General features: G+C 55.1%; 15 protein-coding genes. 4 read left to right on the forward strand and 11 right to left on the reverse strand.

Features of this window, described 5'->3' with window-relative positions:
• Positions 1-15: 15 nt before the first annotated feature.
• Positions 16-447, forward strand: a complete 432-nt coding sequence (locus QMN23_RS11325) for an archease (protein ID WP_281999414.1) — start codon at positions 16-18, stop codon at positions 445-447.
• Here QMN23_RS11325 and QMN23_RS11330 read toward each other — a convergent pair.
• The 9 genes from QMN23_RS11330 to QMN23_RS11370 form a co-directional block, all read right to left on the reverse strand.
• Complete coding sequence (locus QMN23_RS11330; RefSeq protein ID WP_281999415.1) at positions 444-3,083, reverse strand: cation-translocating P-type ATPase; 2,640 nt, start codon at positions 3,081-3,083, stop codon at positions 444-446. The genes QMN23_RS11325 and QMN23_RS11330 overlap by 4 nt on opposite strands.
• 3 nt (positions 3,084-3,086) lie before the next feature.
• Positions 3,087-5,558, reverse strand: a complete 2,472-nt coding sequence (locus QMN23_RS11335) for an AMP-binding protein (protein ID WP_281999416.1) — start codon at positions 5,556-5,558, stop codon at positions 3,087-3,089.
• A gap of 212 nt (positions 5,559-5,770) precedes the next feature.
• Positions 5,771-6,232 (reverse strand): hypothetical protein, encoded by a 462-nt coding sequence (locus QMN23_RS11340; RefSeq protein WP_281999417.1) that lies wholly within the window; start codon positions 6,230-6,232, stop codon positions 5,771-5,773.
• A gap of 162 nt (positions 6,233-6,394) precedes the next feature.
• Positions 6,395-6,691 carry a hypothetical protein gene (locus QMN23_RS11345; protein WP_281999418.1) on the reverse strand — a complete coding sequence of 99 codons (297 nt, stop codon included), beginning with the start codon at positions 6,689-6,691 and terminating at the stop codon, positions 6,395-6,397.
• Positions 6,692-7,121: 430 nt separating this feature from the next.
• Complete coding sequence (gene acnB, locus QMN23_RS11350; RefSeq protein WP_281999419.1) at positions 7,122-9,653, reverse strand: bifunctional aconitate hydratase 2/2-methylisocitrate dehydratase; 2,532 nt, start codon at positions 9,651-9,653, stop codon at positions 7,122-7,124.
• A 247-nt stretch (positions 9,654-9,900) separates the two neighbouring features.
• Positions 9,901-11,145, reverse strand: coding sequence for a histidine--tRNA ligase (hisS, locus tag QMN23_RS11355; RefSeq protein ID WP_281999420.1), 1,245 nt, complete (start codon positions 11,143-11,145; stop codon positions 9,901-9,903).
• A 42-nt stretch (positions 11,146-11,187) separates the two neighbouring features.
• Positions 11,188-12,570 carry a diguanylate cyclase gene (locus QMN23_RS11360; protein ID WP_281999421.1) on the reverse strand — a complete coding sequence of 461 codons (1,383 nt, stop codon included), beginning with the start codon at positions 12,568-12,570 and terminating at the stop codon, positions 11,188-11,190.
• A gap of 78 nt (positions 12,571-12,648) precedes the next feature.
• On the reverse strand, positions 12,649-15,042 hold the full coding sequence (locus tag QMN23_RS11365) for a DNA internalization-related competence protein ComEC/Rec2 (RefSeq protein ID WP_281999422.1): 2,394 nt from the start codon (positions 15,040-15,042) through the stop codon (positions 12,649-12,651).
• Between the two features lie 11 nt (positions 15,043-15,053).
• A complete protein-coding gene (locus QMN23_RS11370; RefSeq protein WP_281999423.1) occupies positions 15,054-16,232 on the reverse strand; it encodes a hypothetical protein in 1,179 nt (392 codons plus the stop codon).
• A gap of 168 nt (positions 16,233-16,400) precedes the next feature.
• On the opposite strand from QMN23_RS11370, the gene QMN23_RS11375 reads away from it, so the two are divergent.
• The 3 genes from QMN23_RS11375 to QMN23_RS11385 all read left to right on the forward strand — a co-directional run bounded on the left by QMN23_RS11375 (position 16,401) and on the right by QMN23_RS11385 (position 21,791).
• A complete protein-coding gene (locus tag QMN23_RS11375) occupies positions 16,401-17,666 on the forward strand; it encodes a sensor domain-containing diguanylate cyclase (protein WP_281999424.1) in 1,266 nt (421 codons plus the stop codon).
• 146 nt (positions 17,667-17,812) lie between these two features.
• The gene (locus QMN23_RS11380) at positions 17,813-20,740 is read left to right on the forward strand and encodes a PAS domain S-box protein (protein ID WP_281999425.1); all 2,928 of its coding nucleotides are present in this window, start codon (positions 17,813-17,815) and stop codon (positions 20,738-20,740) included.
• Between the two features lies 1 nt (position 20,741).
• The gene (locus tag QMN23_RS11385; RefSeq protein WP_281999426.1) at positions 20,742-21,791 is read left to right on the forward strand and encodes an HD domain-containing phosphohydrolase; all 1,050 of its coding nucleotides are present in this window, start codon (positions 20,742-20,744) and stop codon (positions 21,789-21,791) included.
• 21 nt (positions 21,792-21,812) lie between these two features.
• On the opposite strand, the gene QMN23_RS11390 is transcribed toward QMN23_RS11385, so the two are convergent.
• Complete coding sequence (locus QMN23_RS11390) at positions 21,813-23,255, reverse strand: sigma-54-dependent transcriptional regulator (RefSeq protein WP_281999427.1); 1,443 nt, start codon at positions 23,253-23,255, stop codon at positions 21,813-21,815.
• Between the two features lie 126 nt (positions 23,256-23,381).
• The gene (locus QMN23_RS11395; protein WP_281999428.1) at positions 23,382-23,651 is read right to left on the reverse strand and encodes a hypothetical protein; all 270 of its coding nucleotides are present in this window, start codon (positions 23,649-23,651) and stop codon (positions 23,382-23,384) included.
• Between the last annotated feature and the right edge of the window lie 6 nt (positions 23,652-23,657).

A 23,657-nucleotide genomic window follows, 5' to 3' on the forward strand; every position in this document is an offset into this window, starting at 1 on the left:
GGCGGGGAACGCCCCATGCCGTATCGCTACCTGGAAGAGATCGCCACGGCCGACATTGCCTTCGAGGCGTGGGGAACAACACAGGAAGAACTGTTTATCGCCGCCGCCGATGCCCTCTTGGGCGTCATGGTTGAAGAGCCGGCGACGGTAGCCCCGGTCGTTGCCGTGGCGATCGAGCTGGCCGGCGAGCAGCTCGATCTACTCCTTTTTGCCTTTCTCCAGGAGCTCGTGTACCACAAAGACGCCCGGCAACTGCTCTTGCGCATCACTGACATCGCGCTCTCTGGCACCCCCGCCCGGAGCAGTCTCACAGCGGTGGCCCGCGGCGAAGAGATCAACCCGGGAAAACATACCATGATTGTCGATGTGAAAGCGGTAACCCTCCATCGGTTCCTGGTCGAATACCGTGAAGGCTGCTGGCGGGCAACCGTCATTCTCGACATCTAACCCCGCCGGGCGCGCGAGCGAACCAGGGCTTTCTGCAACTCCGACACCACCAGCAATGTCCCCACGGCAACGGCAATAGTGAGCGACAGTTCGCGAATTGTCAGCGGACAGGTAGCGAAGATTCTGTTACCGGGCGGGAAATATACCACCGTCAGCTGCAGCAGCAGCGTAACGAACAGTGCTCCGACCAGTGGCCGATTGGTAAACAGGCCGATACTGAATAACGACCGCCGGTCGGAACGAACGGCCATGGCAACCGTAAGCCGGTTGACCACCAGAAACGTCAACACCATTGTTTGCCAGGCACAGCCAGCCCGCATGGTAAGCGCCTGCAATACCAGGGCGCCGGCTCCGATCAACACCCCGAACCCGACGACGAAATACCCCCGCCCGCCGGCGAAGATCCCCTCGGTCGGGTTGATCGGCGGTCGATTCATGATGTCGTCGTCAGCCGGTTCGCTGGCTAATGCCAGTCCGGGCAGACTGTCGCAGAGCAGATTCAGCCAGAGGATCTGGATCGGCAGCAACAACAGCGGCAGGCCAAAGAGCGGCCCGAACGCCACGGCAATCAAAGTGCCGGTATTCGAGGTAATGGAATAGATGATAAATTTGCGGATATTGGCGAAAATCTGCCGACCTTCCCGCACCGCCCTGACTATCGTTGCAAAATTATCGTCCAGGAGAACCATGGCCGCCGCCTCTTTGGCTACATCCGTGCCGGTAATCCCCATCGCCACGCCGATGTCCGCCTTTTTGATCGCCGGAGCATCGTTTACCCCGTCACCGGTCATGGCGACAAAGTGCCCCCGTTGCTGCAACGCGTTGACAATGTTCAGCTTCTGCTCCGGGACCACCCGCGCATAGACCCTGACCGATTCCACCCGGGCGACAAGTTCGTCAAAAGAGAGCGCGGCCAGCTCGGTACCGGTCATTACCGCGGTGCCGTCATGGTCAATGATTGCCAGACGCCGGGCAATGGCTCGAGCAGTCAGGGGATGGTCCCCAGTGATCATGACGGGAGTGATTCCCGCCGTACGGCACTGGGCAACCGCCTGCTGAGCTTCGGGACGGGGTGGATCGATCATCCCGACCAGGCCGAGGAAGGTCAGGCCCGATTCCAGGTTGTCACTCCCAGGGATGTCGGGGAGGCGATCATAGGTCCGCATGGCAACGGCCAGGACTCTCTGCCCCTCCCCCGCGAGGGCCTCGACCTGCCGTGCTATGCCCTCCTCACGCAATGGCTCAGCAACGCCACCATCACCCAAGGCGGAGGCCGAAGAGCCAACCACCACTTCGACGGCACCTTTGGTAAAGGAAATTACCCGTTCGCCCCAACGATGCACGGTGGTCATGCATTTTCGGCTGGAATCGAAAGGGAGTTCGGCAAGCCGGGGGAAAAGCCGTTCCAGTTCGGCCCGGTCGTATCCTGCGGCCCGGGCTGCAACGCTCAAAGCTACTTCGGTCGGATCGCCGGTCAATTCCCCCTGATCATCAATCGCGGCATCGTTGGAGAGAGCCAGAGCGGTCAAGAGGAGCGCAACGGGAGATTGCGGTCTTTCAGCGGCAGGCCGCCACGGGGGGGCTGCGCCTGGCGTAAACGACGTCACGCCGGCCCAGATCGTTTCCACCGTCATCCGGTTCAAGGTCAGGGTACCGGTCTTGTCGCTACAGATATAGGTAACGGAACCGAGGGTTTCCACCGCCGGCAACCGGCGGATCAAGGCGTTCTGACGCACCAGCCGGCGGGCGCCGAAGGCCAGGGTTATCGACACCACCGCCGGCAACGCCTCGGGAATTGCCGCCACGGCCAGCGAAATCACCGTCAAAAGCATCATGAACAGCGGCTCGCCATGAAGGGTGCCAGCGACAAACATCACCAGACAGGCGCAAAAAATCGCTATTGACAACCGCTGGCCAAACAGGGCGAGGCGGCGCTGTAACGGCGTCTGAACCGCCTTCGTCGACCGGATCGCCTCGGCGATCCGCCCCAGTTCGGTACCCATGCCGGTGGTTACCGCGACCCCCATCCCCCGCCCGTAGGAAACCACCGTCCCCATATATGCCATATCGAGCCGGTCACCCAGTGAGACCTGTTCGTCGGCCGGTGGCGCAACGGTCTTTTCCACCGGCTGCGACTCGCCGGTCAGCGCCGCCTCCATTGCTTGCAGATGAACGGCTTCGAGCAGGCGGAGATCGGCGGGAACGATGTTGCCCGCCTCGAGCAGGACAATGTCCCCGGGGACGATCTCGCGTGCGGCAACCGAGATTCTGGCCCCATCCCGCAACAGGATCGCCGTGCTTTCGGCCATCTTTCGCAGGGCAATCAGCGCCCGTTCGGCACGAAATTCCTGAACAAACCCGATGATCGCGTTGAGCAGGACGATCGCCAGAATCGGCAGGGCATCGCCCGGCTTGCCGATTATCCCGGAGATTACGGCGGCAATCAGCAGGACGATAATCATGAAGTCGGTGAATTGGCCCAAAAACATCCGGAGGGGTTTACGCTGGGCCTCATGGCGGATTTCATTCATACCGAACTGTGCAAGGCGTTTCCGGGCCTCGGCAATAGTGAGCCCGGTCGCTGTCGCATCAAGCGCCCGCAGTGTTTCAGTATGGGAAAGGCGATACCATTCCATGGCTCAGAGTGACTCCACCGCTTTTCGTGTTACGGCAACAATCTCGGTCGGAGATTCGGTGGTAAAGTACAGCGGCTCGCCAAACGCTACCCGCACCGCCCCACGGTGCGGCCAGGCGGCACCGCGGGGGAACACCTTCTCCAACCCGGAAATCCTTACCGGCACAACGGGTATCGCCAACTCGCGGACCATAATGCCCAGGCCCAAACGGAACGGGAGGAGAGTCCCGTCGACCGACCGCTCTCCTTCGGGAAAAACCAGGATACTCTTGCCTCGGTCGGCCAACCGCCCCATATGACGCAACGCGCCGCGGAATCCTCTCGTTTGCGGGAGCGGAAAGACGGTGAAGGCGAGCGAGGCATATTCGAAAGCGCAACGTTTCCAGACTTTTTGTGCGCTGTTTTTGAAGTTCCTGAAAAAAAACTCCTCCCAGGCTGCCGTTGCCGTGGCATACCGCCAATGTTCCGGCAGCGAGAACATGATCGCCGGGTGATCGAAGTAACTCAGGTGGTTGGAAACGAACAGGACCGGCCCCGCTATCCCGTCGAGATGTTCCCTCCCCTGGGACTCCAGCAGCGCAAAGGCGCTGGCCAACGGATAATGGAGCAACGCATCGCCGAAGCGCCGCAAAGCCATCGCCGGAGCGGAAGTCGTCCAGAGGCGGAAATGCTCGCGCAGCAAGATATTTTCCCGGCGGGTAATGATCTCCCGCAGATCGCGTACCCGAGATTGAGGCCCGATGATCGAGTCTTCCAAATCGAGCCGAAACTCCTGTTCCAAGGCATTGACCAATTCCAGCCGACCGATCGAGGTCAGGCCGAGATCCGCAACCATCAAAGCATCGTCGGTGATCCGCTCGGCCGGCATCCCGGTGATCTTACCGATCAGGAGGACGAGGCGATCGACAGCCCCCCCTGCGGAGGCATTGGCTCCTTCCTGAAGTCGCTGTTTGACTTGGAATTTCCTGATCTTCAGGGTGGTTGTCTTGGGAAATTCGGCTTCAGTCCAAACCGAACCGCCGGTAATCCGATGCAGGTCGTCAAGCTGCCGATTCACTTCGTCGATAATCTCGTCGAGGGGCCTGCCGCCTCCGTCAGGAACGATTACCGCATGGACCTCTTCGCCAGCCCCCCGGTCGAGCCCGACCACACACGACTCCCTGACCCCCGCCGTCCGATTCAGCAACGCCTCGATTTCGTCCGGGTAGACATTGATGCCGGCGCCAGTGACGATAAGTTCCTTGCACCGGCCCTTGATCCTCAGCCAGCCGCTGCCATCGAACTCGCCGAGGTCGCCGGTACGAAACCAGCCATTCTGGAGCACTTCATCGGTCGCCGCAGGGTTTTGAAAATAGCCGGCAAAGACATTTTCACCGCGGACAAGGATCTCTCCCCCGACAATCCTCACGGTCACACCGGGCAACGGTGTTCCCACCGAGCCGAGCTTTTGCCGATCCAGCGGATTGGCGGTCAGCACCGGCGAGCACTCAGTCAGACCGTACCCCTCAAGCAGCGTAAAACCGAGACGGTCCCAAAAAAGGAAAACCTCGGGGTCGAGCGCCGCCCCCCCGGAAACGAACAAGGTGAAATGACGGCCAAATTGGCGATGAATCGGCAAAAAGAGCTCTTTGCGCAATCCTTTCGGCACCTTGTCCATTCGTGTCAGAAACCGTGAAAAGGTCCTATCCAGCCCTTTTGCAGCCAACTTGCGCTCGATGGACCCCTTCAGGAGCAGGAGCAGACGCGGTACGGCGATAATCGCATAGATATCCTCTTCGCGCAGTGCTTCAAGTATCGCCGACGGCTTGAGCGTTCTTATGTAAACGATCGCGGCACCGTTGTAGAGAGGCGTCAGAAATCCCCCCATCTGCTCGAAGAGATGCGACAGCGGCAGGAGGGACAGAAAACGGAAGTCGGAACTGACAACCGGGATATGCTGATTGACCTGAAGGATATTGGCAACCAGGTTCCGGTGCGATAGAACAACCCCTTTGGGGTTACCGGTTGTTCCCGATGTATAGACGATTTCAACTGTTTCATCGGGGCTGGCATTAAAAACCGATGACTGAGGTTCGATCTTCTCCAGCAGAAATGCGAGTTCTTCCATCAACTGGGCGGGCAGACGATGCACCCGTTCCAGCTTATCATTACTTTGCAAAATCAGTTTTGCACGGGTTAGCTCCGCGATCATCGTGGCTCGCTCGGCATTGGACATGAAATCGACCGGCACGACGATGCCGCCCCGCGCCAAGACTCCCCAGAAAGCCACCATCCACCAAGGAGAGTTGGGCCCCCAGAGTACAACCCGATCGCCGGCGCCTATCCCTTGCGAACCCAGCCACGCAGCCATTCGCAACGACAGGTCGTGAATTTTCGCATAGGAAAACAACAACCGTCGGACGCCGGTGCGATGGATACATGCCGTGGCATCACCCCGTGCAGGAAAAGTCTGGAAGAGATCGGTAAGCGTTTTCATAATCGTCCCGGGAGGAGAATTTATGTACGAGACTACTACGGCGGCCCAGTCATCGGTCGACTACAGTATAAAGATATCCGAAACAGCCGCAACCGGATATCGTAAAGTCCAAGCCAATCAATCGAAAACAGGGTCCAGGGCAAAGCACCCACATTGCGGACACAAAAAAACCGACCAGTCGGTCGGTTCCCAGTCGCTCAGTCAATATGCGCTCAACCGTTACATTCGGCAATCTGCGACGCATTTTCAACCATCGATTTGATAAACGTACTGCGACGTGTCGGGCTGCTTCCCTGGAGAACCCGCATATAATCTTTTAGAGCGTGATCATGACGACACGCCGTTCGCACTATGCCGATTTCCGACTTAAGGAGATAAATGATCGGCGCCAACACGACAAACGCATAGACGGATTTGACAACTACCGCTAAACCGCCAATCAAAATAAGCAGCCCTAACCGGAGAAGAAAACGGGAAACGGCATTTTCAATCAGATCGGAACGATAATCCAGCAGTTCGGTGAGATTTTTTTTCTCGTAGTGGTCGAAAAACCGGCCCGCATTATAGATAATGGCCTGTTGTTCTCCACGTCGAACCTTTGTCAAAAGGAGGAAGTGAAGTTGGGAGAGGTTACTGTCGGCAGCAATGAATTTTCTGGAGGAGATACAGGTCATAGGTGCTCGACGCCTTTATCGATCACTACAATGTACCGGCGTATTCCAGTATGCGCTTATAGTGTATACACAACATACTCCTCAAGCAAGCAATAATTAACCATAAATTAACCACAGGGTGATTATCGGCCAACCTTTTCAACGTCATTAATAATGCCGGTGCTAATGCTTCTTCCACTCCGCCGACTGTCGACGGGAAAACACCTCATTTTCGAATGTAACTTCTTCCACAATGCGTTCCGCTTCACTGTTGGTCAAGCCAACGCTGGGCCGATTTCCCATCCAGTGGGTAAGATCATCCTTTAACGGATCAAGCGGCACCGGCAGAGGCGGCCCCGGAATATACCGGCCGTTGATGAACAACGCCGCTTCGTAATTCCCTTCTCGTTTGACAAGAAGGAACTCGGCGACTCCGCCGGTACTGAGCAGTTTCTTGAGGATAAGTCGTTTGATCAGCATACGCGGTTCCCTATAACCGAGACGTCAGAACCAATCAGCCGACAATTATCAGTAGTGCAGTTTAAACAGCCTATGATATTATCATATCAGCACCCGGACCTTTCTCAATGCAACAGCACGATCTGCGCGCCCCCTCATTGGAACAGCTTGAGGACAACACAGCTAAGGATGGATAATGGGCAGGTACGTTAAGGAAGAGCGGACTACCGGTGAAAAAATCAAGGACATCATTAACACTATCATTGCCTTAATTCTGATGATTATTGCTTCGGCGCTTGTCGTACTGTTGGTTTTTCTCTTTTACGAAAATTCAAAAGGGTAATATCAGCGACAACAACATCATAATCACAACGGTAAAGGGCCATCACCCCTACGGGTGATGGCCCTTTATTCATCGACAACTAACAGCCCGCAGACCGTTCAGGCCCTATTACTTATAACCATCCATCTCGTCGAATTGCAGATATTTGTAGATCTGCTCCCGCTTCGGCTCGATCTTCTCCTTGAACACGGCGAGGTACTCGTCTGGAGTCGGGATTTTACCGATGTTGCTGATCACCGCTCCCAGTTCGGCCGAGCCGAGGAATACCTGGGCGCCATCCCCCATCCGATCGTCGAAATTGCGGGTTGAGGTCGAGAAGACGTTCGATTTGTCGGGAACGCGGGCTTGGTTACCCATGCAGAGCGAACAGCCAGCAATCTCAATGCGAGCACCAACGGCACTGTACACCGAAAACAGCGCTTCGTCCTTGAGCTGGGCCTGATCCATCCGCGTCGGCGGGCAAATCCACGTCCGGACGGCAGGATTAAATTTCCGGCCACGCCAGATCTCGGCAGCGGCCCGGAAATGACCGATATTGGTCATGCAAGAACCGAGGAACACGTCCTGGATCGACGTTCCGGCTACGTCGGAAAGCAGCTTCACATCGTCAGGATCGTTGGGGCAGGCAAGAATCGGTTCGGTAATCTCGGCCAGATCGATCTCGATGACTGCAGCGTACTCGGCGTTCTTGTCAGCCTCAAGCAGTTGAGGATTCTTCAGCCACGCCTCGACATCAGCGATCCGCTGCCGCAGCGTGTCAGCATGCTGATATCCCTCGGCGATCATCTTCCGCATCAGGGCAACATTGGAGCGGAGGTAGGTGGCCACGCTCTCCTTCGAGAGCTGAATACAACCGGCCGCCGCACTCCGTTCGGCAGCGGCGTCGGTCAGTTCGAACGCCTGCTCAACCGACAGATCGGGAAGCCCTTCCATTTCCAGAATCCTGCCATTGAAGACGTTGACCTTGTTCTTCTTGGGCACCGTCAACAGCCCCTGTTTAATCGCCCAGAAAGGAATGGCATTGACAACATCGCGCAGGGTAATGCCGGGGTTCAGCTTCCCTTTGAAGCGAACAAGGACCGACTCCGGCATGTCAAGAGGCATAAAGCCGAGCGCCCCGGCAAACGCTACCAGACCCGAGCCGGCCGGGAACGAAATCCCGATCGGGAAGCGGGTATGGGAGTCACCGCCGGTGCCGACCGTGTCAGGGAGAAGCAGCCGATTCAACCAGGAATGGATAACGCCATCGCCGGGACGCAGGGCAACGCCGCCACGTTCGGCGATAAAGGCCGGAAGAGTCTTGTGCATTTTCACGTCAGCCGGCTTCGGATAAGCAGCAGTATGACAGAATGACTGCATGAACATCGGAGCCTGGAACTTAAGGCAGGCAAGTTCCTTCAGCTCGTCGGAAGTCATCGGACCAGTGGTATCCTGAGAACCGACAGTCGTCATCTTCGGCTCGCAAGCCGTACCGGGCAGAACACCTTCCACACCGCAGGCCTTACCGACCATCTTCTGGGCCAGCGAATAGCCCTGCCCCGCCTTCGACTGCGGATTGACCGGAAGAGTGAAGACGTCGGTGGGACCCATACCCAGCGCCTTGCGGGCCTTGTCGGTCAGCGAACGGCCGATAATCAGGGGAATACGGCCGCCAGCGCGATATTCGTCGGCCAGGGTGTTCGGAGAAATCTTGAAGGTCGAGATCACCTCGCCACCTTCGGTCTTGATCTCGCCTTTGACCGTATCTATAACGATCACGTCACCGGTTTTGATCTTGGTCACGTCGGCTTTCAGCGGCAGCGCGCCGGAGTCCTGAGCGGTATTGAAGAAGATCGGGGCGATGACGCCGCCGATAATCACGCCGCCGCGTTTTTTGTTCGGCACGGCGGGAATTTCGTCGCCAATATGCCAAAGGACACTGTTGCAGGCCGACTTGCGCGACGAACCGGTACCGACGACATCGCCGATAAAGGCGACCTGGTAACCGTCCTTACGGAACTGGGCAATGGTATCGAGACCGCCGGGAAAGCGGGTCTTACCCATTGCCAGGGCGTGCAGCGGGATGTCCGGCCGGCTCCAGGCATCGCCAGCGGGAGAGAAATCGTCGGTATTGATTTCACCATCAACCTTGAATGCTTTCACCTTGATCGTCTCGGGAACCCCCGGCCGCGAGGTGAACCATTCGGCCTGCGCCCACGAATCCATGACCTTCTTAGCAGCAGCATTCGTTTTCGACAGTTCGAGCACCTGGTCAAAAGCATCATAGACAAGAGTGATGCCGCTCAATGCCTTGGCAGCTTCATCGGCAAGCTCGCCATCTTTCAGAGCATCGACAAGCGGAGTCACATTGTAGCCACCCAGCATGGTGCCGAGAATCTGCACCGCTTGTTTACGATTGATCAGCGGCGAGGAAGCCTCACCATTAAGGATTTTGCCCAGAAAAGCGGCTTTAACTTCGGCAGCCGGATCAACGCCGGGAGAAACCCGATCTTTCAACAAACCGAGCAGGAATTCTTCCTTGCCGGCCGGCGGACTTTCCAGGAGCTTGCACAGTTCGGCAGTCTGCTCCGGATCAAGCGGTTTGGCGGGAATCCCCTGGGCCTTGCGTTCGGCTTCATGCATGAGATACGCTTCAATCATAATCATACCCTCCCGTTTATTTGCTCCTGATTTCGTAGTTATTACGAAGTGTTGACCTTAAGGGCTTATCATACTTAGTGGATACTGTATACAATTATTGTCCCGATTTGTCAATTCCTTAAGTGCGGATTAAAGTTCGAATAGAACGCAAACGACACGTCCCAAACGCATGGTCGGCAACAAAAAAGGCTGTCGACGAATCCGCTTCGCGCGACAGCCTTTCAAGACACTTTTAAAAAAGAATACGCTAACGGGCAACAATCAAAGCAATCGCGGCCGGTACGAGGTTTACCTCCTCCTGGTGCCCCGACTCCATCGCCTTCAGCATTGCACTTCGTTTGGCCAGTTCGTCGCCGCCGATGATCAAAGTAAAGCGAGCTTTCAATTTATCAGAACGACGCATCTGACTTTTGAGACTCTTCCCATCATAGTCCATTTCAACGGCCAATCCGAGACGCTGCAATGCACACATCAATCGAAAGGCTTCGCTTTGGGCCTCTTCGCCCATGGCGGCAATATAGATATCAGGGCTGACAACGAATTCCCGCTCCTTCAACAGCAATGCGACCCGTTCGACCCCCATGGCAAAGCCGATTCCCGGGATAGCCGGCCCCCCCAGGTCGGCAATGAGCCCATCATAACGGCCGCCGGCAGCAACGGCGCTCTGTGCACCAAGCAGCCCCGTAACGAGTTCGAACGTGGTGCGGGTATAATAATCAAGGCCTCGCACCATCCGGCTATTGATACTGTATTCGGTCCCCACCTGCTCCAGATAGCCGCGAGTGGCGGCAAAATGCTCAGCGCACCCGGCACACAGATAATCGATCATTGCCGGGGCATCGGCCGTAGCCTCCGCGCAATGGGCCGATTTGCAGTCGAGAGCCCGCAAGGGGTTGGTTTCATAACGTCGCTGGCAATCTTCGCACAACCGGTCGAGCCGCTCCTTGAGAAAAGCTTTCAGCGCCTCGCGATACCGCGGGCGGCATTCCGGACAGCCCAGCGAATTGATCTGCAGGCGTGGTTCCGTTAATCCGAGCTCCGCAAAGAAATGGCAGAGCATGGTGAGTACCTGCGCATCGATCTTTGGATCGTTTACCCCGGTGACTTCCGCACCGATCTGGTGGAATTGCCGATAACGCCCCTTCTGCGGACGTTCGTAGCGAAACATCGGCCCCATGTAATAGAGCTTAGCCATCGAATCAAGGGCATACAATTTGTGTTCGATGTATGCCCGCATGACGCTGGCCGTTCCTTCCGGGCGCATGGTGACCTGATTTTCGCCTTTATCGACAAAAGAATACATCTCCTTTTCGACGATATCGGTGGCGTCCCCGATCGACCGGGCAAAAAGTTCGGTCTTTTCAAGGATCGGAATCCGAATTTCCGAAAAACCATAGCGACTGAACACGCGCCGGGCGGTCGTCTCGATGTGTTGCCATACGCCGACTTCAACGGGGAGGATATCGTTAAACCCTTTAATACCGGTTATCATTCCTGCAGCCGCTCCTTACTTAGCTAAACAATTAGCTGAAGGCTACCGAATAGCGGTAGCCCGAAAAATACAGTTTTTCCCCTCTTCTTTTCCCCGATACATCGCCCGATCGGCCAGTTCGAGAAGCTCCATTTTCGACTGGGTGTCATCGGGATAGCAGGCATAGCCGAGGCTGGCGGTCAGCCGGATATCCAGACCATCGCCGGCAAGAAAGACATGGTTCTCGATCGAACGGCGAATTCTCTCCGCGACCGTTGCTGCCCCCCGCTCCCCCGTTTCCACGAGAATGATCGAAAATTCGTCACCGCCGTAGCGAATAACAATATCGACCTCGCGAACCGATTTCTTCAGCAGTTGCCCGGTTTCATGCAATACCCGGCTGCCGACCAGATGGCCGTGCGTATCGTTGACCTTCTTGAAAAAATCGATATCGATGAAGATCATCGAAACGGCGGAACCGAAACGATCCGCCCGTTTGGTTTCCCGGTCGAGAGAAACATCCAGATAACGGTAATTAAACAGACCGGTCAGCTCATCGACGTAGAGCATATCCTTGGCAATCGAATAACGGGCGGCATTCTCCAAAGCCAAGGTCGATTGTTCGAGAAGGAACTGGAGACTTCGCTGTTTGTAGGTCAGAAACGCCGCTGCCGCCGGATCTCCCAGCAACAGCACCGCACCGTAGAGAATGTTCTTCGACCAGAGAACCAGGAGCAATCCACCGCAGCCCCCCTGGTCTTCGAGCTCTGTGACCCCGGCAAGCTGGTCGGCGCCAAGGCGCCGAATGGTCGAGGCAACGTCCGGCGTCGCATCGCCGATGATTCCCAATACTACGGCAGCAAGCTGTTCAGCGGCCGCCGGCGCCACCCCGCGCCATTCGCACAAGCCGAACACTTCGTTCTTGTCCCGAAAAACGCCGATTGCCCTGGCAACGCCGACTTCGGCAGCCAGGGCATCGACAATAACGGCGGTGAGACGGTCAATTTCAATACAGTTGGCAATGTTCTGACCGATCTGAAACAGGTTGAGCAACTCCCGCAACTCGGAGTTTTCATTGATCAGCCGGCGCTGTTCGAAGCAGAGCGCCACCGTATGTTTGAATTCTTCGTGATTGAACGGTTTAAGGATATAATCGCGGGCGCCGTTCTTCAGGGCAAAGATCGCCGATTCGAGATTGGCATGGCCGGTAACGATGATCACGTCAACAGTGGGAAAGCGCTGTTTCACCCGGGACAGGACCTCGATGCCGCTCATGCCCGGCATCACCAGATCGGTAATCACCAGTTGGTAATCATTGTTTTCCAGAAGATCGAGGGCTTCGACGCCGGACGCGACGGTATCAACCTCATATCCTTCTTCCATCAGCAGATCGGCATACATCTGACGGAAAAAACGATCATCTTCAACGACGAGAATCCGTTCCATGGAATGAGGCTCCTGCCAGAAATCCGGCGTGAGGTTATGCAAAGTTGCCGAAGAATATCAGATAAATTTATGAATTTGTCAATGGAAATGCCCGTCAGCGAAGGATTTGACCACCTCGCGGCAGCCGTCACTCTCAATCCGGATCGTTTGATCCAGATCGGTGCGATATACTTCGATCCTTCGCTGCCATAACCGTGCAAGGGTTTCCCCCGCCGGTAAACCGAAGGAATTCCCCCTGCCGGCTGAAATCAACGCCACCTGTGGTGCTGCCGCCGCAAGAAATGCCGGCGACGTTGAATGACGGCTACCGTGATGCGCAACCTTGAGAACCGAGCAGCACAGCTTTTCAGGAACGGCCAACAACCGTTCCTCGGTGTCAGCCCCGATATCGCCGGTGAAGAGAGTTGCACTCTTGCCGTACGTCAGCCGGAACACCATTGATGAATTATTCTTATCCCGCTCCGCCCCTTCGTTGTCACCGGGCAACGGTGCGAGCGGCTCGATCAGACAGCCACCAATAGTCAGCGGCCGGCATTCCGAAGTAATACTCCGAACCGGTACCCGTTTCTGCCGCAGGATACCTTTCAGGGCTTGGTACTGTTCACTTTCTGACGGTGCACCGGTCTCCCAAAACTCGCCAACGGGAAAAACCGCGGCAACATACCCGAGACCACCAATATGGTCGGGATGGTCGTGGGTCGCCACAAGGTAGTCAAGCTTTGTCACTCCCATACGCCAGAGGGCGGGGGCGAGAAACCGCTTGCCGACATCATTTCCGTCGCCGCGCGGCGTCCCGCCGCCATCGATAAGCATATGTTTCCCGTCGGGAAACGTGACCAACGTCGCTTCGCCCTGACCGACACTAAGAAAGGTGATCCGCAATGCCCCAGCCGTTGCCGCGGGAAGCGGCCAATTCAGCAGCACCAGGCCGGCCGCCCCCAGAAGGCCCAAGACGACCCGGAACCTGCCGTTGACAAAGGTGATGGCAAATAAAAGTACCACGAACAATATCAGCGACTCTGGCGAAACGGTATGGAACGGCAGAACAGGGATGCGGGAAAGAGTGACAACTGCGTAATCGGCGGCTCTGACGGTCCAGGCCGCGCAAACCAGGAAAGGATATGCCATTACCGGCGCAAGGGGAATAAGAACGAGAGCGGCAAAGCCGGCAACCACCGCTCCGTATCCGAGCAGCGGAACAACGATGAAGTTGCTGATGATCCCCGCTAACGACGCACGGTGGAACAGATAAATCACCGGGAGGAGAGTAACTACGGTTGCTGCCAGGGAAGACATCAACACAGTCAAGCTTCCTTTTAGGAAGCGGTTGTCGATCCCGTGGAATGGTGTCAGCAATAGTGGCGTCAACACAAGAATTCCCCATAACGCAATGAATGAAAGTTGAAATGAGATATCGAAAAGCAGTTGCGGAGTCCAAATCAGGATAAAGAATGCGGCAATCACCAAGCTGTTGAGCGGATCGTTTTCCCGTTCGAGAAACAGTGCTACGGTGCAGACGACAATCATGATCACCGAGCGGACGGTTGCGGGAGCCGCCCCGGACACGAACAGATAGAAAACGACGGGCGGCAGGGTTGCCAGCAAGGCGACGCGCCGCAGGTTCAGGCGACAGGCGAGCCAACGGCATCGAACAAGCAGCCGAAAGAGAATCCCGTAGACAGTCAGGGCAATTACACCGACATGGAAGCCGGAGATGGAGAGAATATGGCTGACTCCCGCCAGCGAATAGGCCTCCTTGGTTTCTTCCGGGATGCCGCCACGATCGCCAACTAGCAGTGCCCGCAGTATTCTGCCTTCCTCGGGATAGCATTCGCCGATGTACTTACCGAGCCGCTGTGCCGTCCGATCGAAAAACCGCTGGACCGGGTACGCGACCGCCTGCCTGATCAGCACCACCTCCGCAGCACGAGGAAGAAAGGCTGTAGCGGAGATTCCGCGATAGGCAAGATAACGGGGATAATCAAATTCGCCCGGCAGGCCGTAGACTTCAGGAATCTTGAGTCGGGCGACGAATCTGACCCGGTCGCCGGTAAGAAAGCCCCCGCTTCCCTCTGCCACTTTTAACAGCACGTCCCCGCTGACCTTCCGGACCGAACCGGCACTGACAAGCCGTTCCACCTTCAGCTGCAGCGTTTCTCCCCGGCCGTCAAGCATCGGCCGGCGATCAATGAGCCCTTCCACCACGACAGGTTGAGTAGAGACAAAACGAAGAAGGTGATCAATTGGAATTGCAGGAGAGACTAATGGTCGGAGCGCGGCCAGACCCCAGACGAAAAAGAAGATCGCAACGGCAAGGAGAAATAAGGCCCGGCCGCGTTGGAACGCAGCAACCGTGGTAACGGCCAATGCGCACCAGACAAGGGCTGGCGGAGAAGTTACAGCAAACAGGTGGGCGAGAATGAGGCCGGCCACAAGCCCAGCCAAAGGGAGAAGAAAAGGTTTATCAGCCACCCGGCGGCACTCTACTTCTGGCCATGCATCAGGTCAATGGCCAGCTTAAGATACTTCACACACTCGGAACGGGGCACGGGCATCCCGGCAGCGTCCGGCAATCCCGTCAGTTTGAGATACTCGCTAGGCGATGCCTTATACCGGGTCAGTTCGACGACGTCGGCTCCTCCCATGGGCGGCAGTGCCAGAACGAGCAAATGTTTGCCTTGGGCAAAACGTTTCAGGCCAAGATCAAACCAGGAAAAATACGGCTTTCCCGGCCAGATGGCCTTGGTACTGTCGAGGGATACAGCCACCTGTTCCCCGAGTAACCGAATTCGAACACCGTAAACCCCAGCCGTTGGAATCTGAAGTGGGATTTCTAGGCGTGCCCCACCAACTCCAGCCCGAACCCAGTGGGCAGCAGTGTGGGCACCCAGATAGTCGATAGCGGTTGTCTCCACCGTTGCCGGCAATACCGCTGCATCCGCCACGCTAACGTTTTTTACCGCCCCGGGCCCGTCAACGGGAAGCTGAGAGTCGAGGCTTCGCATTGATGCCAGCACTTCCGCAAACCGGCCCCAAGTTAAGGTTGCGGCAAAATCCCATCCGCCAAGTGGTTCAAGGGGCGTGACGGCAGCTGCGCTCAAGGTAAAGGAATCCACTGCACCCTCTGGGGGAAGTATCAGGGTAATGGTCTGCTTGCCTGCCGGCAGGTCAACCTTACCAGCAACGGCTTCCCGAAGAGAACTGCCGGAATCGACCCGGAAAATCCGGTCGCCCGCCTGCCACTGCTGGCCGTCTCCCCGGGCAACCACATGCAGCGAATATTCACCGGCCCGCGGGAGGAAAATCGTAAAGCGGATCTTTGTCGAACCGGCAAGGCCGCTGAGCCAGCCGGAACCGGTAAAAGGGCCATACAAAGGATAGCTGCGGACAGAAGTATTGTCTCCCCGCGTATCGTAGACATCCTCGGCTTCAAAATGGTACGTCCTGTTTCCACTAAGTACGGTACGATAATCGGCAGGTTTCGGATCGGCAGGAAGTCCAGACTCCAGACCTAGCGTTCTGACCAGTAAAGCGGCCAACTCACCTTCGGTTACCGCAGTGTTCGCCGCCGCGTTTTCGGCCCCCCCACTTCTGGCAAAAACAGTCGTCCAAAGAAAAGCTATCAGTAGTGTCAGGAAAAATCTCCTGCGTAATGTTGACATTGCACTTTCCCCCAAAAAATCTCTTGGCTGTCGGCTCCTTATAACACACCCCCCATCTATTTGCCAATTGCCATTTCCAATGCTATAGTGACTGAAAATAGTACTCTATTGCAATCCTACTTGGCATCCAACCCAGCGCAATCGATCCACTACCCTATGGAGCCCAATTTGAATCCGCCACTGCGTGTGCTTGTCATCGAAGATTCGGAGGATGACTGCTTCCTCCTCGTCCGAGCACTGAAACGTGATTACGAGATTACCCATGAGCGGGTCGACACCGCTGACTCCATGCGGCATGCCTTACTGGAGAAAACATGGGACATCGTTCTGTCCGACTATTTCATGCCGCAGTTCGATGCCGTAAGGGCACTGGCAATCCTCCAGGAAATGGGACTCGATCTCCCGTTCATAATCGTTTCAGGTAAAATTGGCGAACTTGAGGCAGTTAAAGTCATGAAGGCAGGTGCTCATGACTATATCATGAAGAGCGATCTTGCCCGACTGATCCCCGCGATCCGCCGTGAGTTGCGTGAAGCATCCGTGCGTGAGCAGCGCAGAACTGCCGAACGAGAGTTGCGAGAACAGCTCCACTTTCGTCAGGCTCTCATCGATGCCATTCCGGCGCCGATCTTTTTCAAGAATGTTGAAGGGATATTTCTCGGCTGCAACAAAGCCTTCGAAACGTTTTCAGGCCTTTCCCAGGAAGAAGTTGTCGGCAAATCGGTACGCAACTTCGTCCCCTCCCTTCTTGCCGAACGTCTGACAGCTGCCGATGATGAATTGTTCAGTTGCGGGGGGACGAAAATTTACGAAAGCTCCATCGCCTTTTCGGATGGTATCGTCCACGACGTCATCCTTTACATGGCAACCTTCAACGATATGGACGAAAAGCTCGCCGGCCTGATCGGCACCATTGTCGATATCACTGAGCGGAAGCAGGCGGAGGAGAAGCTGCGTTACATGAGCACCCATGATCCGCTCACCGGCCTTTACAATAGGGCCTATTTCCAGGAGGAATTGGAAAGGCTGGAACAAGGTAGGCAGTTTCCCGTCAGCATTGTCGTGGCGGATATCGACCGATTGAAATATGTGAACGACAACCTCGGCCATGCAGCTGGCGACGAATTGATCATCAAGGCTGCCCTCACCCTTAGAGGGGCTTTCCGCGCTGAAGACGTCGTTGCCAGAATCGGCGGCGACGAATTTGCCGTCCTCCTTCCTTCGGCCGGCGCCGAAGTCGTAGAAGAGGCGCTCAGAAGGGTTGCCAACAAGATCGCTTCTCAGACTGCCGACGATCACCGCCCTGTCCTGAAAATGTCCTTTGGCGCAGCAACCGCCGCCAAGGGTGACCGTCTTGAGGAAACGCTCAAGCTTTCCGACAAGAGAATGTACCAAAACAAGTTCATGAAAACCCACCCCTTGGCCAAGGATTAACATCTGCCCTGCCGACATGATCTCTACCCATGGCGTCCCCCAAAGCGATTTTCCTTCGCAAATACAGAGATTCAGCTCAATTATCTCCTGTTTCTGCCGATGATGATAACAATAAGTTCTGGCCTAATTCGTCTTCCGGAAGTCATATGAATAACGAGCACCACACGACACCCGCTGGAATTGCTCCGGCAACACCCACCGATCTCTTTCCGCTCCGCGTGCTGATCATCGACGACTCACCAGCGGACGCTGAACTCATCGTCCGGGAACTCAAAAGCTCATTCCTGCCAACCTTCAGGCGAGTGGATACACCTGAAGCACTACATGAGGCTTTAGCCATAAGCAATTGGGATATAATCATTTCAGATTACGTCATGCCACGTTTTTCCGGCCTCGCGGCCCTCGACCTGCTCAAGAGTCTGCAGCTGGATATTCCGGTTGTCGTTGTATCCGGGAAAATGGGCGAAGAGGTTGCGGTGGAAACCATGCGAGCCGGGGCCAGCGATTACGTGGTCAAAGATCATCTAAGCCGCCTCGTTCCGATCATCCGGCGGGAACTGAAAGAAGCGTCTGCCCGACGCGAACAACAATCCATCGAAAATGCACTGTTACTTGCCGAAACCAAATTCCGTAGTCTGGTCGAACAGTCCCTCTCGGGAATCTTCATCATCCAAGAGAATCATTTTTCCTACATCAACCCCCGCTTTGCGCAAATTTTCGGTTACACCCAGGACGAGATTCTGTCTCTCGATTCAATCCTTGACATCGTAGCGCCGGAAAGCCGACCATTCATCGCCGCAAACCTCGAAAAGCGGCTCCACGGGGAACCTCCGCAGGAACCGTACACCATTGAAGGAATCCGCAAGGACAACAGCACAATCTTTATCGAAGTCCAGGGGACAAAAGCGGAATTCACCGGTAGGCCCGCCATTATCGGCACATTGCTCGACGTGACGTTGCGAAAGCAAACCGAAGAAGATTTGCGCAAACTGTCCCACGCCGTAGAGCAGAGCCCAGTTTCGATCGTGATTACCAAGCAGGATGGTCTGATCGAGTATGTGAATCCCAAATTTTGTCAACTAACCGGCTACACTGCCGCCGAAGCAACCGAATTAAATCTGCACAATCTCAAGTCACAACTGATGCCCGAAGAAGAATATCGGCAGATGTGGGAGACCATCACCGCCGGCAAAGAGTGGCACGGAGAGATACGCAACCGGAAAAAGGATGGCGAGCTGTTCTGGGAACGAGTTTCGATTTCGGCAATCAAAAACGAACATGGGGCCATTACGAACTTCGTTGAAGTAAAGGAAGACATTACCGAGCAACGACGGAGCAAGGAATCCGAGCGCCGCAACTGGAAACTCTCGGAAACGATGGCAACCGCCAGTCTTCGTTTTCTCGAAACCGGCAACATTAACGATATGGCCCAAGTATTGGTTGAACAGTGCGTCTCTCTGACCAATTCGGCACTCGGTTTTCTGTATGACCTGCTGCCATCGGGGGATGCACGGGTCTTGGCCGTTTCGGCCTCATTGCCACATGGTCGAGAAGGATGTAACGTCTACCGGACGATGATTGGCCATTTGGCCAGAGATGGTTTCTATTTGGCTAAACGGGGGGAATGTCCCCTTTTCCGGCGAGCCCTGACCGGTGACACACTGCTGGTAAATAGCAGCGAAGAGTTTGCCTTGTTATTTAACCAAGAAGAGTTCAGTTGCACGCAGGTCTCCTCATTCCTCGGCACCCCGTTGAGGGTCGGAACCAGCATAGTCGGGATGATCGGTCTCGCCAACAAACCGGACGGATTTACTGAACAGGAACGTCGCGAGATCGAAGCCTTTGCCCAAACGGCCGCGCTGGCCCTGTACAGCGCCCGGGCCGAACTTGAGCATAAACAGGCAATGGACCAGCTTCGTCAGGCACAGAAGATGGAAGCAATCGGACAGTTGGCCGGAGGTATCGCTCACGATTTCAACAATCTTCTCACGGTGATTAACGGTTACAGTTCGCTGCTGCTGCACGAGATCCCTCGCGACAGCCAATTCCGGAACGAAATCGAATTCATCCTTCACGCCGGTGAACGGGCAGCCGATCTGACCCAACAGCTCTTGGCTTTCAGCCGCCGGCAGATTCTCGAACCTAAAGTTATTAATATCAATCACCTGGTGCGCAACGTCGAAAAGATGTTAAAGAGACTCATCAGGGAAAACATCGTCCTGCAGACCTGCCTCGCTGAAAAAATCGGGGCGGTCAAGGCCGACCCGACCCAGGTGGAACAGATTATCATCAACCTGCTGGTCAATGCCCGTGATGCCGTGGGAGACGGCGGGATCATCACCATTGAGACCGGTGACGTTTACCTCGATGAGAGCTTTATCCTGGAAAACCGGGGAGCAATTGCCGGACATTACGTGATGCTGGCTGTCCACGACAATGGGGTCGGCATGTCACAGGAAACCAAGCAGAAAATTTTTGAACCATTTTTCACGACGAAAAGCAAAGGGAGCGGCACAGGACTGGGACTTTCGACTGTTTATGGCATAGTTAAACAGAGTAATGGTTATATCCAAGTCACCAGCTCAATCAATGCCGGCTCGTCATTTCGGGTGTTCCTCCCCTGTATTGACGAAGAAAATAGTGACGACGGCGAGCAGAGCACAACGCTACCAAAGGAGGGGTCCGGAACAATCCTGATTGTCGAAGACGAAGAAGGGGTCCTGCTCCTGGCGCTCCATACACTTCGCCGCCAAGGTTACAACGTTCTCCATACCAGCGATCCGATCATTGCAGAGCAACTGTTCGCGCAGCATCACGAGCAGATCGACCTGCTGCTTTCCGACGTCGTCATGCCGGGAAAAAGTGGTCTGCAACTTGGCAAAAATTTCCGGGAAATTCGCCCGGACTTAAAAATACTGTTTATGTCAGGGTATACGGATGATACGATTATGCCGCACAGAGTTGCCGGTGAACCGACAGCCTTTATTTTGAAGCCGTTTACACCTGATTCTCTGGCCGACAAGGTTCGGGAAGTCCTCGAAATGCCCTCATTTCACCAGCCCTGGGAGGAATAACGTGCAAGCGACAATTCTCACCGTAGATGACGAGGAAATGATCAGGGAACTTCTTGTCTCGGCTCTGAGCAGAGAAGGCTTCACCTGTTTCCAGGCAGGCAGTGCCCACGAAGCACGGTCCATTCTTCTCAACAATAAAATTGACCTGGCGTTGCTGGACATTATGATGCCGGGGATTTCCGGTGTTGAGGTTCTAAAGGATATCAAAGGGCTCAGCAGCGATACCGTGGTGCTGATGGTCACGGCAATCAGCGACATGGAAACAGCCATGAAATGCATCCACTTGGGGGCCGATGACTATATCCTCAAACCGTTCGATATTGAACGGGTGTTATTGACGATCCGCAACTCTCTAGAAAAGCAGCATCTTTTGATTGAAAATCGGGAATACCATCTCAATCTGGAGAAAAAGGTCGAAGAACAGACCGGACAAATCCGGGCTGCCATGGAAGATATCAACCTTGCCTATAACCACACCCTTACCGCCCTCGTGAAGGCACTCGACGCGCGGGAGAAGGAGACGGGCTCCCACTCGGAACGGGTAATGAACTATACGACGCTGCTCGCTTCGACCATGGGGATTCACGAATCAGAAGTGGGAATCATGGCACGGGGTGCCCTACTCCACGATATCGGTAAAATCGGCATTTCTGACAATATTCTGCTGAAACCGGCCAAACTGGACGAAGCCGAGTGGGCGGAAATGAAAAAACATCCACAACTTGGTTATGATATTTTATCAGGCATCAAGTTCCTGAAAGGGCCGGCCGAGGTCGTCTATGCCCACCATGAACGGTTCGACGGCCATGGTTACCCAAAGGGGCTGCGAGGCGGCGAAATACCTCTTGGCGCCAGGATTTTTTCCCTTGTCGACACCCTTGATGCCATGACTTCCGATCGTCCTTATCGCAAGGCCTTGCCTTTTACGGCAGTAATTGAAGAAGTGACCCGTTGCCGGGGAAGTCAGTTTGACCCTGAAATCGTCGACGTTTTCCTGACCATTCCCCGAAATCGATGGGAAGAAGCTGGCCGGCGTCTCTTCTCCCGCTGACCGCCACGGCACGCCACGGTTTTACGCCATCTCGCGAGCAAGCCGACTGCGGAGGGTATTTCGGCTGATTCCAAGTAGTTTGGCGGCGTGGACCTGGTTGTTGCCGCTCCGTTCGAGAGCCATACTGATCACCACCCGTTCGAGTTCCCCCTGAAGCGCATCATAGACCTTTCCCGCCATTTTCCGGCAGATGACATCAAAGTCAGGTTCCAAAATTTGCCGGAAATATGCCGCAAGATCCCCCGTAGCGCCACTGTGCTCCACATGCCGGCAGCCATCCCGTTCCGGCATTAACTTGGCGAAGTCTTCAGGGAGCAGTATATCCCCTTGGCAGAGGACTACAGCCGAATTGATGATATTTTTCAACTCGCGGATATTCCCCTCCCAGGGAAGGTCAATCAACTGTTCAAGGGCCTTTGGGGCAATGCCGCGAATCGACTTGCCGTGCAAATGGGAGAACTTGCCGATGAAGAGCTCGACAAGCAGGGGAATATCTTCGATTCGCTCGCGCAGAGGCGGAAGAAAGAATGAAATAACTCGCAAGCGGTAGAAGAGATCAAGACGGAACGACTTGTCTTTGACCGCCTGGACAAGACTCTTGTTCGTAGCGGCAATAACCCGGACATCAACCCTGATGGTTTCATTGCCGCCCACTCGCTCGAATTCCTGATTTTCAAGAACTCGTAACAGCTTACCCTGGTTGGCCAAACTCATTTCCGCAATTTCATCAAGGAAAATCGTCCCCCCGTTACATTGTTCGAACTTGCCGATCCGCCGGGTATGGGCATCGGTAAAGGCGCCTTTTTCATGGCCAAACAACTCACTTTCCAACAGATTTTCCGGGAGTGCCGCGCAATTTACCGCTAGAAATGGTTTGTGATGACGCTCGGAATAGTTGTAAATTGCCCTGGCAAGCAGCTCCTTACCCGTGCCGCTCTCCCCTTGAATCAAAACCGCCGCACTGGAGCCGGCCACCCGCCCAACCATTTTCCAAACTTCAAGCATTTCCGGGGACGCACCGATCATAACGTCGCCTTGGCCGTCTCCAGCCCCGAATGATTCTCTCCCCCCGGCAAAGCGGACCGTTTTCCGGGTCAACAGATTGCATTCGGCGGCTTTGAGCACGACACTTCGAATTTTATGGATATTAAGGGGCCTCGTCTGATAGTCGTACGCCCCCATTTTCATTGCCTCGATGACCTGACGGGTATCCTTGGAACCGGTCACGATAATCACGGACAGCGAGGGATCAACCTCCTTTGCAAGCCTTAAGGCCTCCAGCCCCGTTCCCTCCTGGACATCTAGGTCGATCACCGCCACATTTGGACGATGCTGGGCAATAAACTTCATTGCCTCGGCAATATCGCCAGTCAGACCGAGGTCCGTTTCTTCGGCAGAGAATTCTTTCCGGAACAGTGCAAACAGGTCGGCATCGTTGCCGATAATGAGAAGTTTCATATCCATGACAACTCCGATAGCAATAATTAATAATTTTATCGGTAGATCAGGTGGTTATCTTTAATTATTTCCAGTATAAAATAAAAAGGCCGCCCATAACGGACGGCCTGTACAACAAAATTTCGGGGAAAACTATTCTTCGTCACCATCCTCGTATTCATCGACGCCAAAAGCATCATCATAGCCGAAATCATCAGCCCCTTCGGTGTCATCAAGTTCCTCGGCCAGATACTGTTCGGGAGAACGGTCATCGTCGGCAATCGCCTCGAATTTCGCTAACAGATCTCCCTTTGTACAATATCGGCCATCGCGATGACCGCAGGTATCCTTTGCCCCCTTATCGCAAAGATCGAACAGCTGAATTTCCGAACAGAGTCTTGACTGTTTGATGTTCTCTTCCATGAAAAC

Origin of the sequence: Geotalea uraniireducens, from assembly GCF_027943965.1 — a bacterium.
Classification (GTDB): domain Bacteria; phylum Desulfobacterota; class Desulfuromonadia; order Geobacterales; family Geobacteraceae; genus Geobacter; species Geobacter uraniireducens.

Bases quoted from the DNA above. Each gene is read 5' to 3' on its own strand.
- QMN23_RS11325 (WP_281999414.1), top strand. From the start codon at position 16: ATGCCGTATCGCTACCTGGAAGAGATCGCCACGGCCGACATTGCCTTC.
- QMN23_RS11330 (WP_281999415.1), bottom strand. From the start codon at position 3,083: ATGGAATGGTATCGCCTTTCCCATACTGAAACACTGCGGGCGCTTGAT.
- QMN23_RS11335 (WP_281999416.1), bottom strand. From the start codon at position 5,558: ATGAAAACGCTTACCGATCTCTTCCAGACTTTTCCTGCACGGGGTGAT.
- QMN23_RS11340 (WP_281999417.1), bottom strand. From the start codon at position 6,232: ATGACCTGTATCTCCTCCAGAAAATTCATTGCTGCCGACAGTAACCTC.
- QMN23_RS11345 (WP_281999418.1), bottom strand. From the start codon at position 6,691: ATGCTGATCAAACGACTTATCCTCAAGAAACTGCTCAGTACCGGCGGA.
- acnB (WP_281999419.1), bottom strand. From the start codon at position 9,653: ATGATTGAAGCGTATCTCATGCATGAAGCCGAACGCAAGGCCCAGGGG.
- hisS (WP_281999420.1), bottom strand. From the start codon at position 11,145: ATGATAACCGGTATTAAAGGGTTTAACGATATCCTCCCCGTTGAAGTC.
- QMN23_RS11360 (WP_281999421.1), bottom strand. From the start codon at position 12,570: ATGGAACGGATTCTCGTCGTTGAAGATGATCGTTTTTTCCGTCAGATG.
- QMN23_RS11370 (WP_281999423.1), bottom strand. From the start codon at position 16,232: ATGTCAACATTACGCAGGAGATTTTTCCTGACACTACTGATAGCTTTT.
- QMN23_RS11380 (WP_281999425.1), top strand. From the start codon at position 17,813: ATGAATAACGAGCACCACACGACACCCGCTGGAATTGCTCCGGCAACA.
- QMN23_RS11390 (WP_281999427.1), bottom strand. From the start codon at position 23,255: ATGGATATGAAACTTCTCATTATCGGCAACGATGCCGACCTGTTTGCA.
- QMN23_RS11395 (WP_281999428.1), bottom strand. From the start codon at position 23,651: ATGGAAGAGAACATCAAACAGTCAAGACTCTGTTCGGAAATTCAGCTG.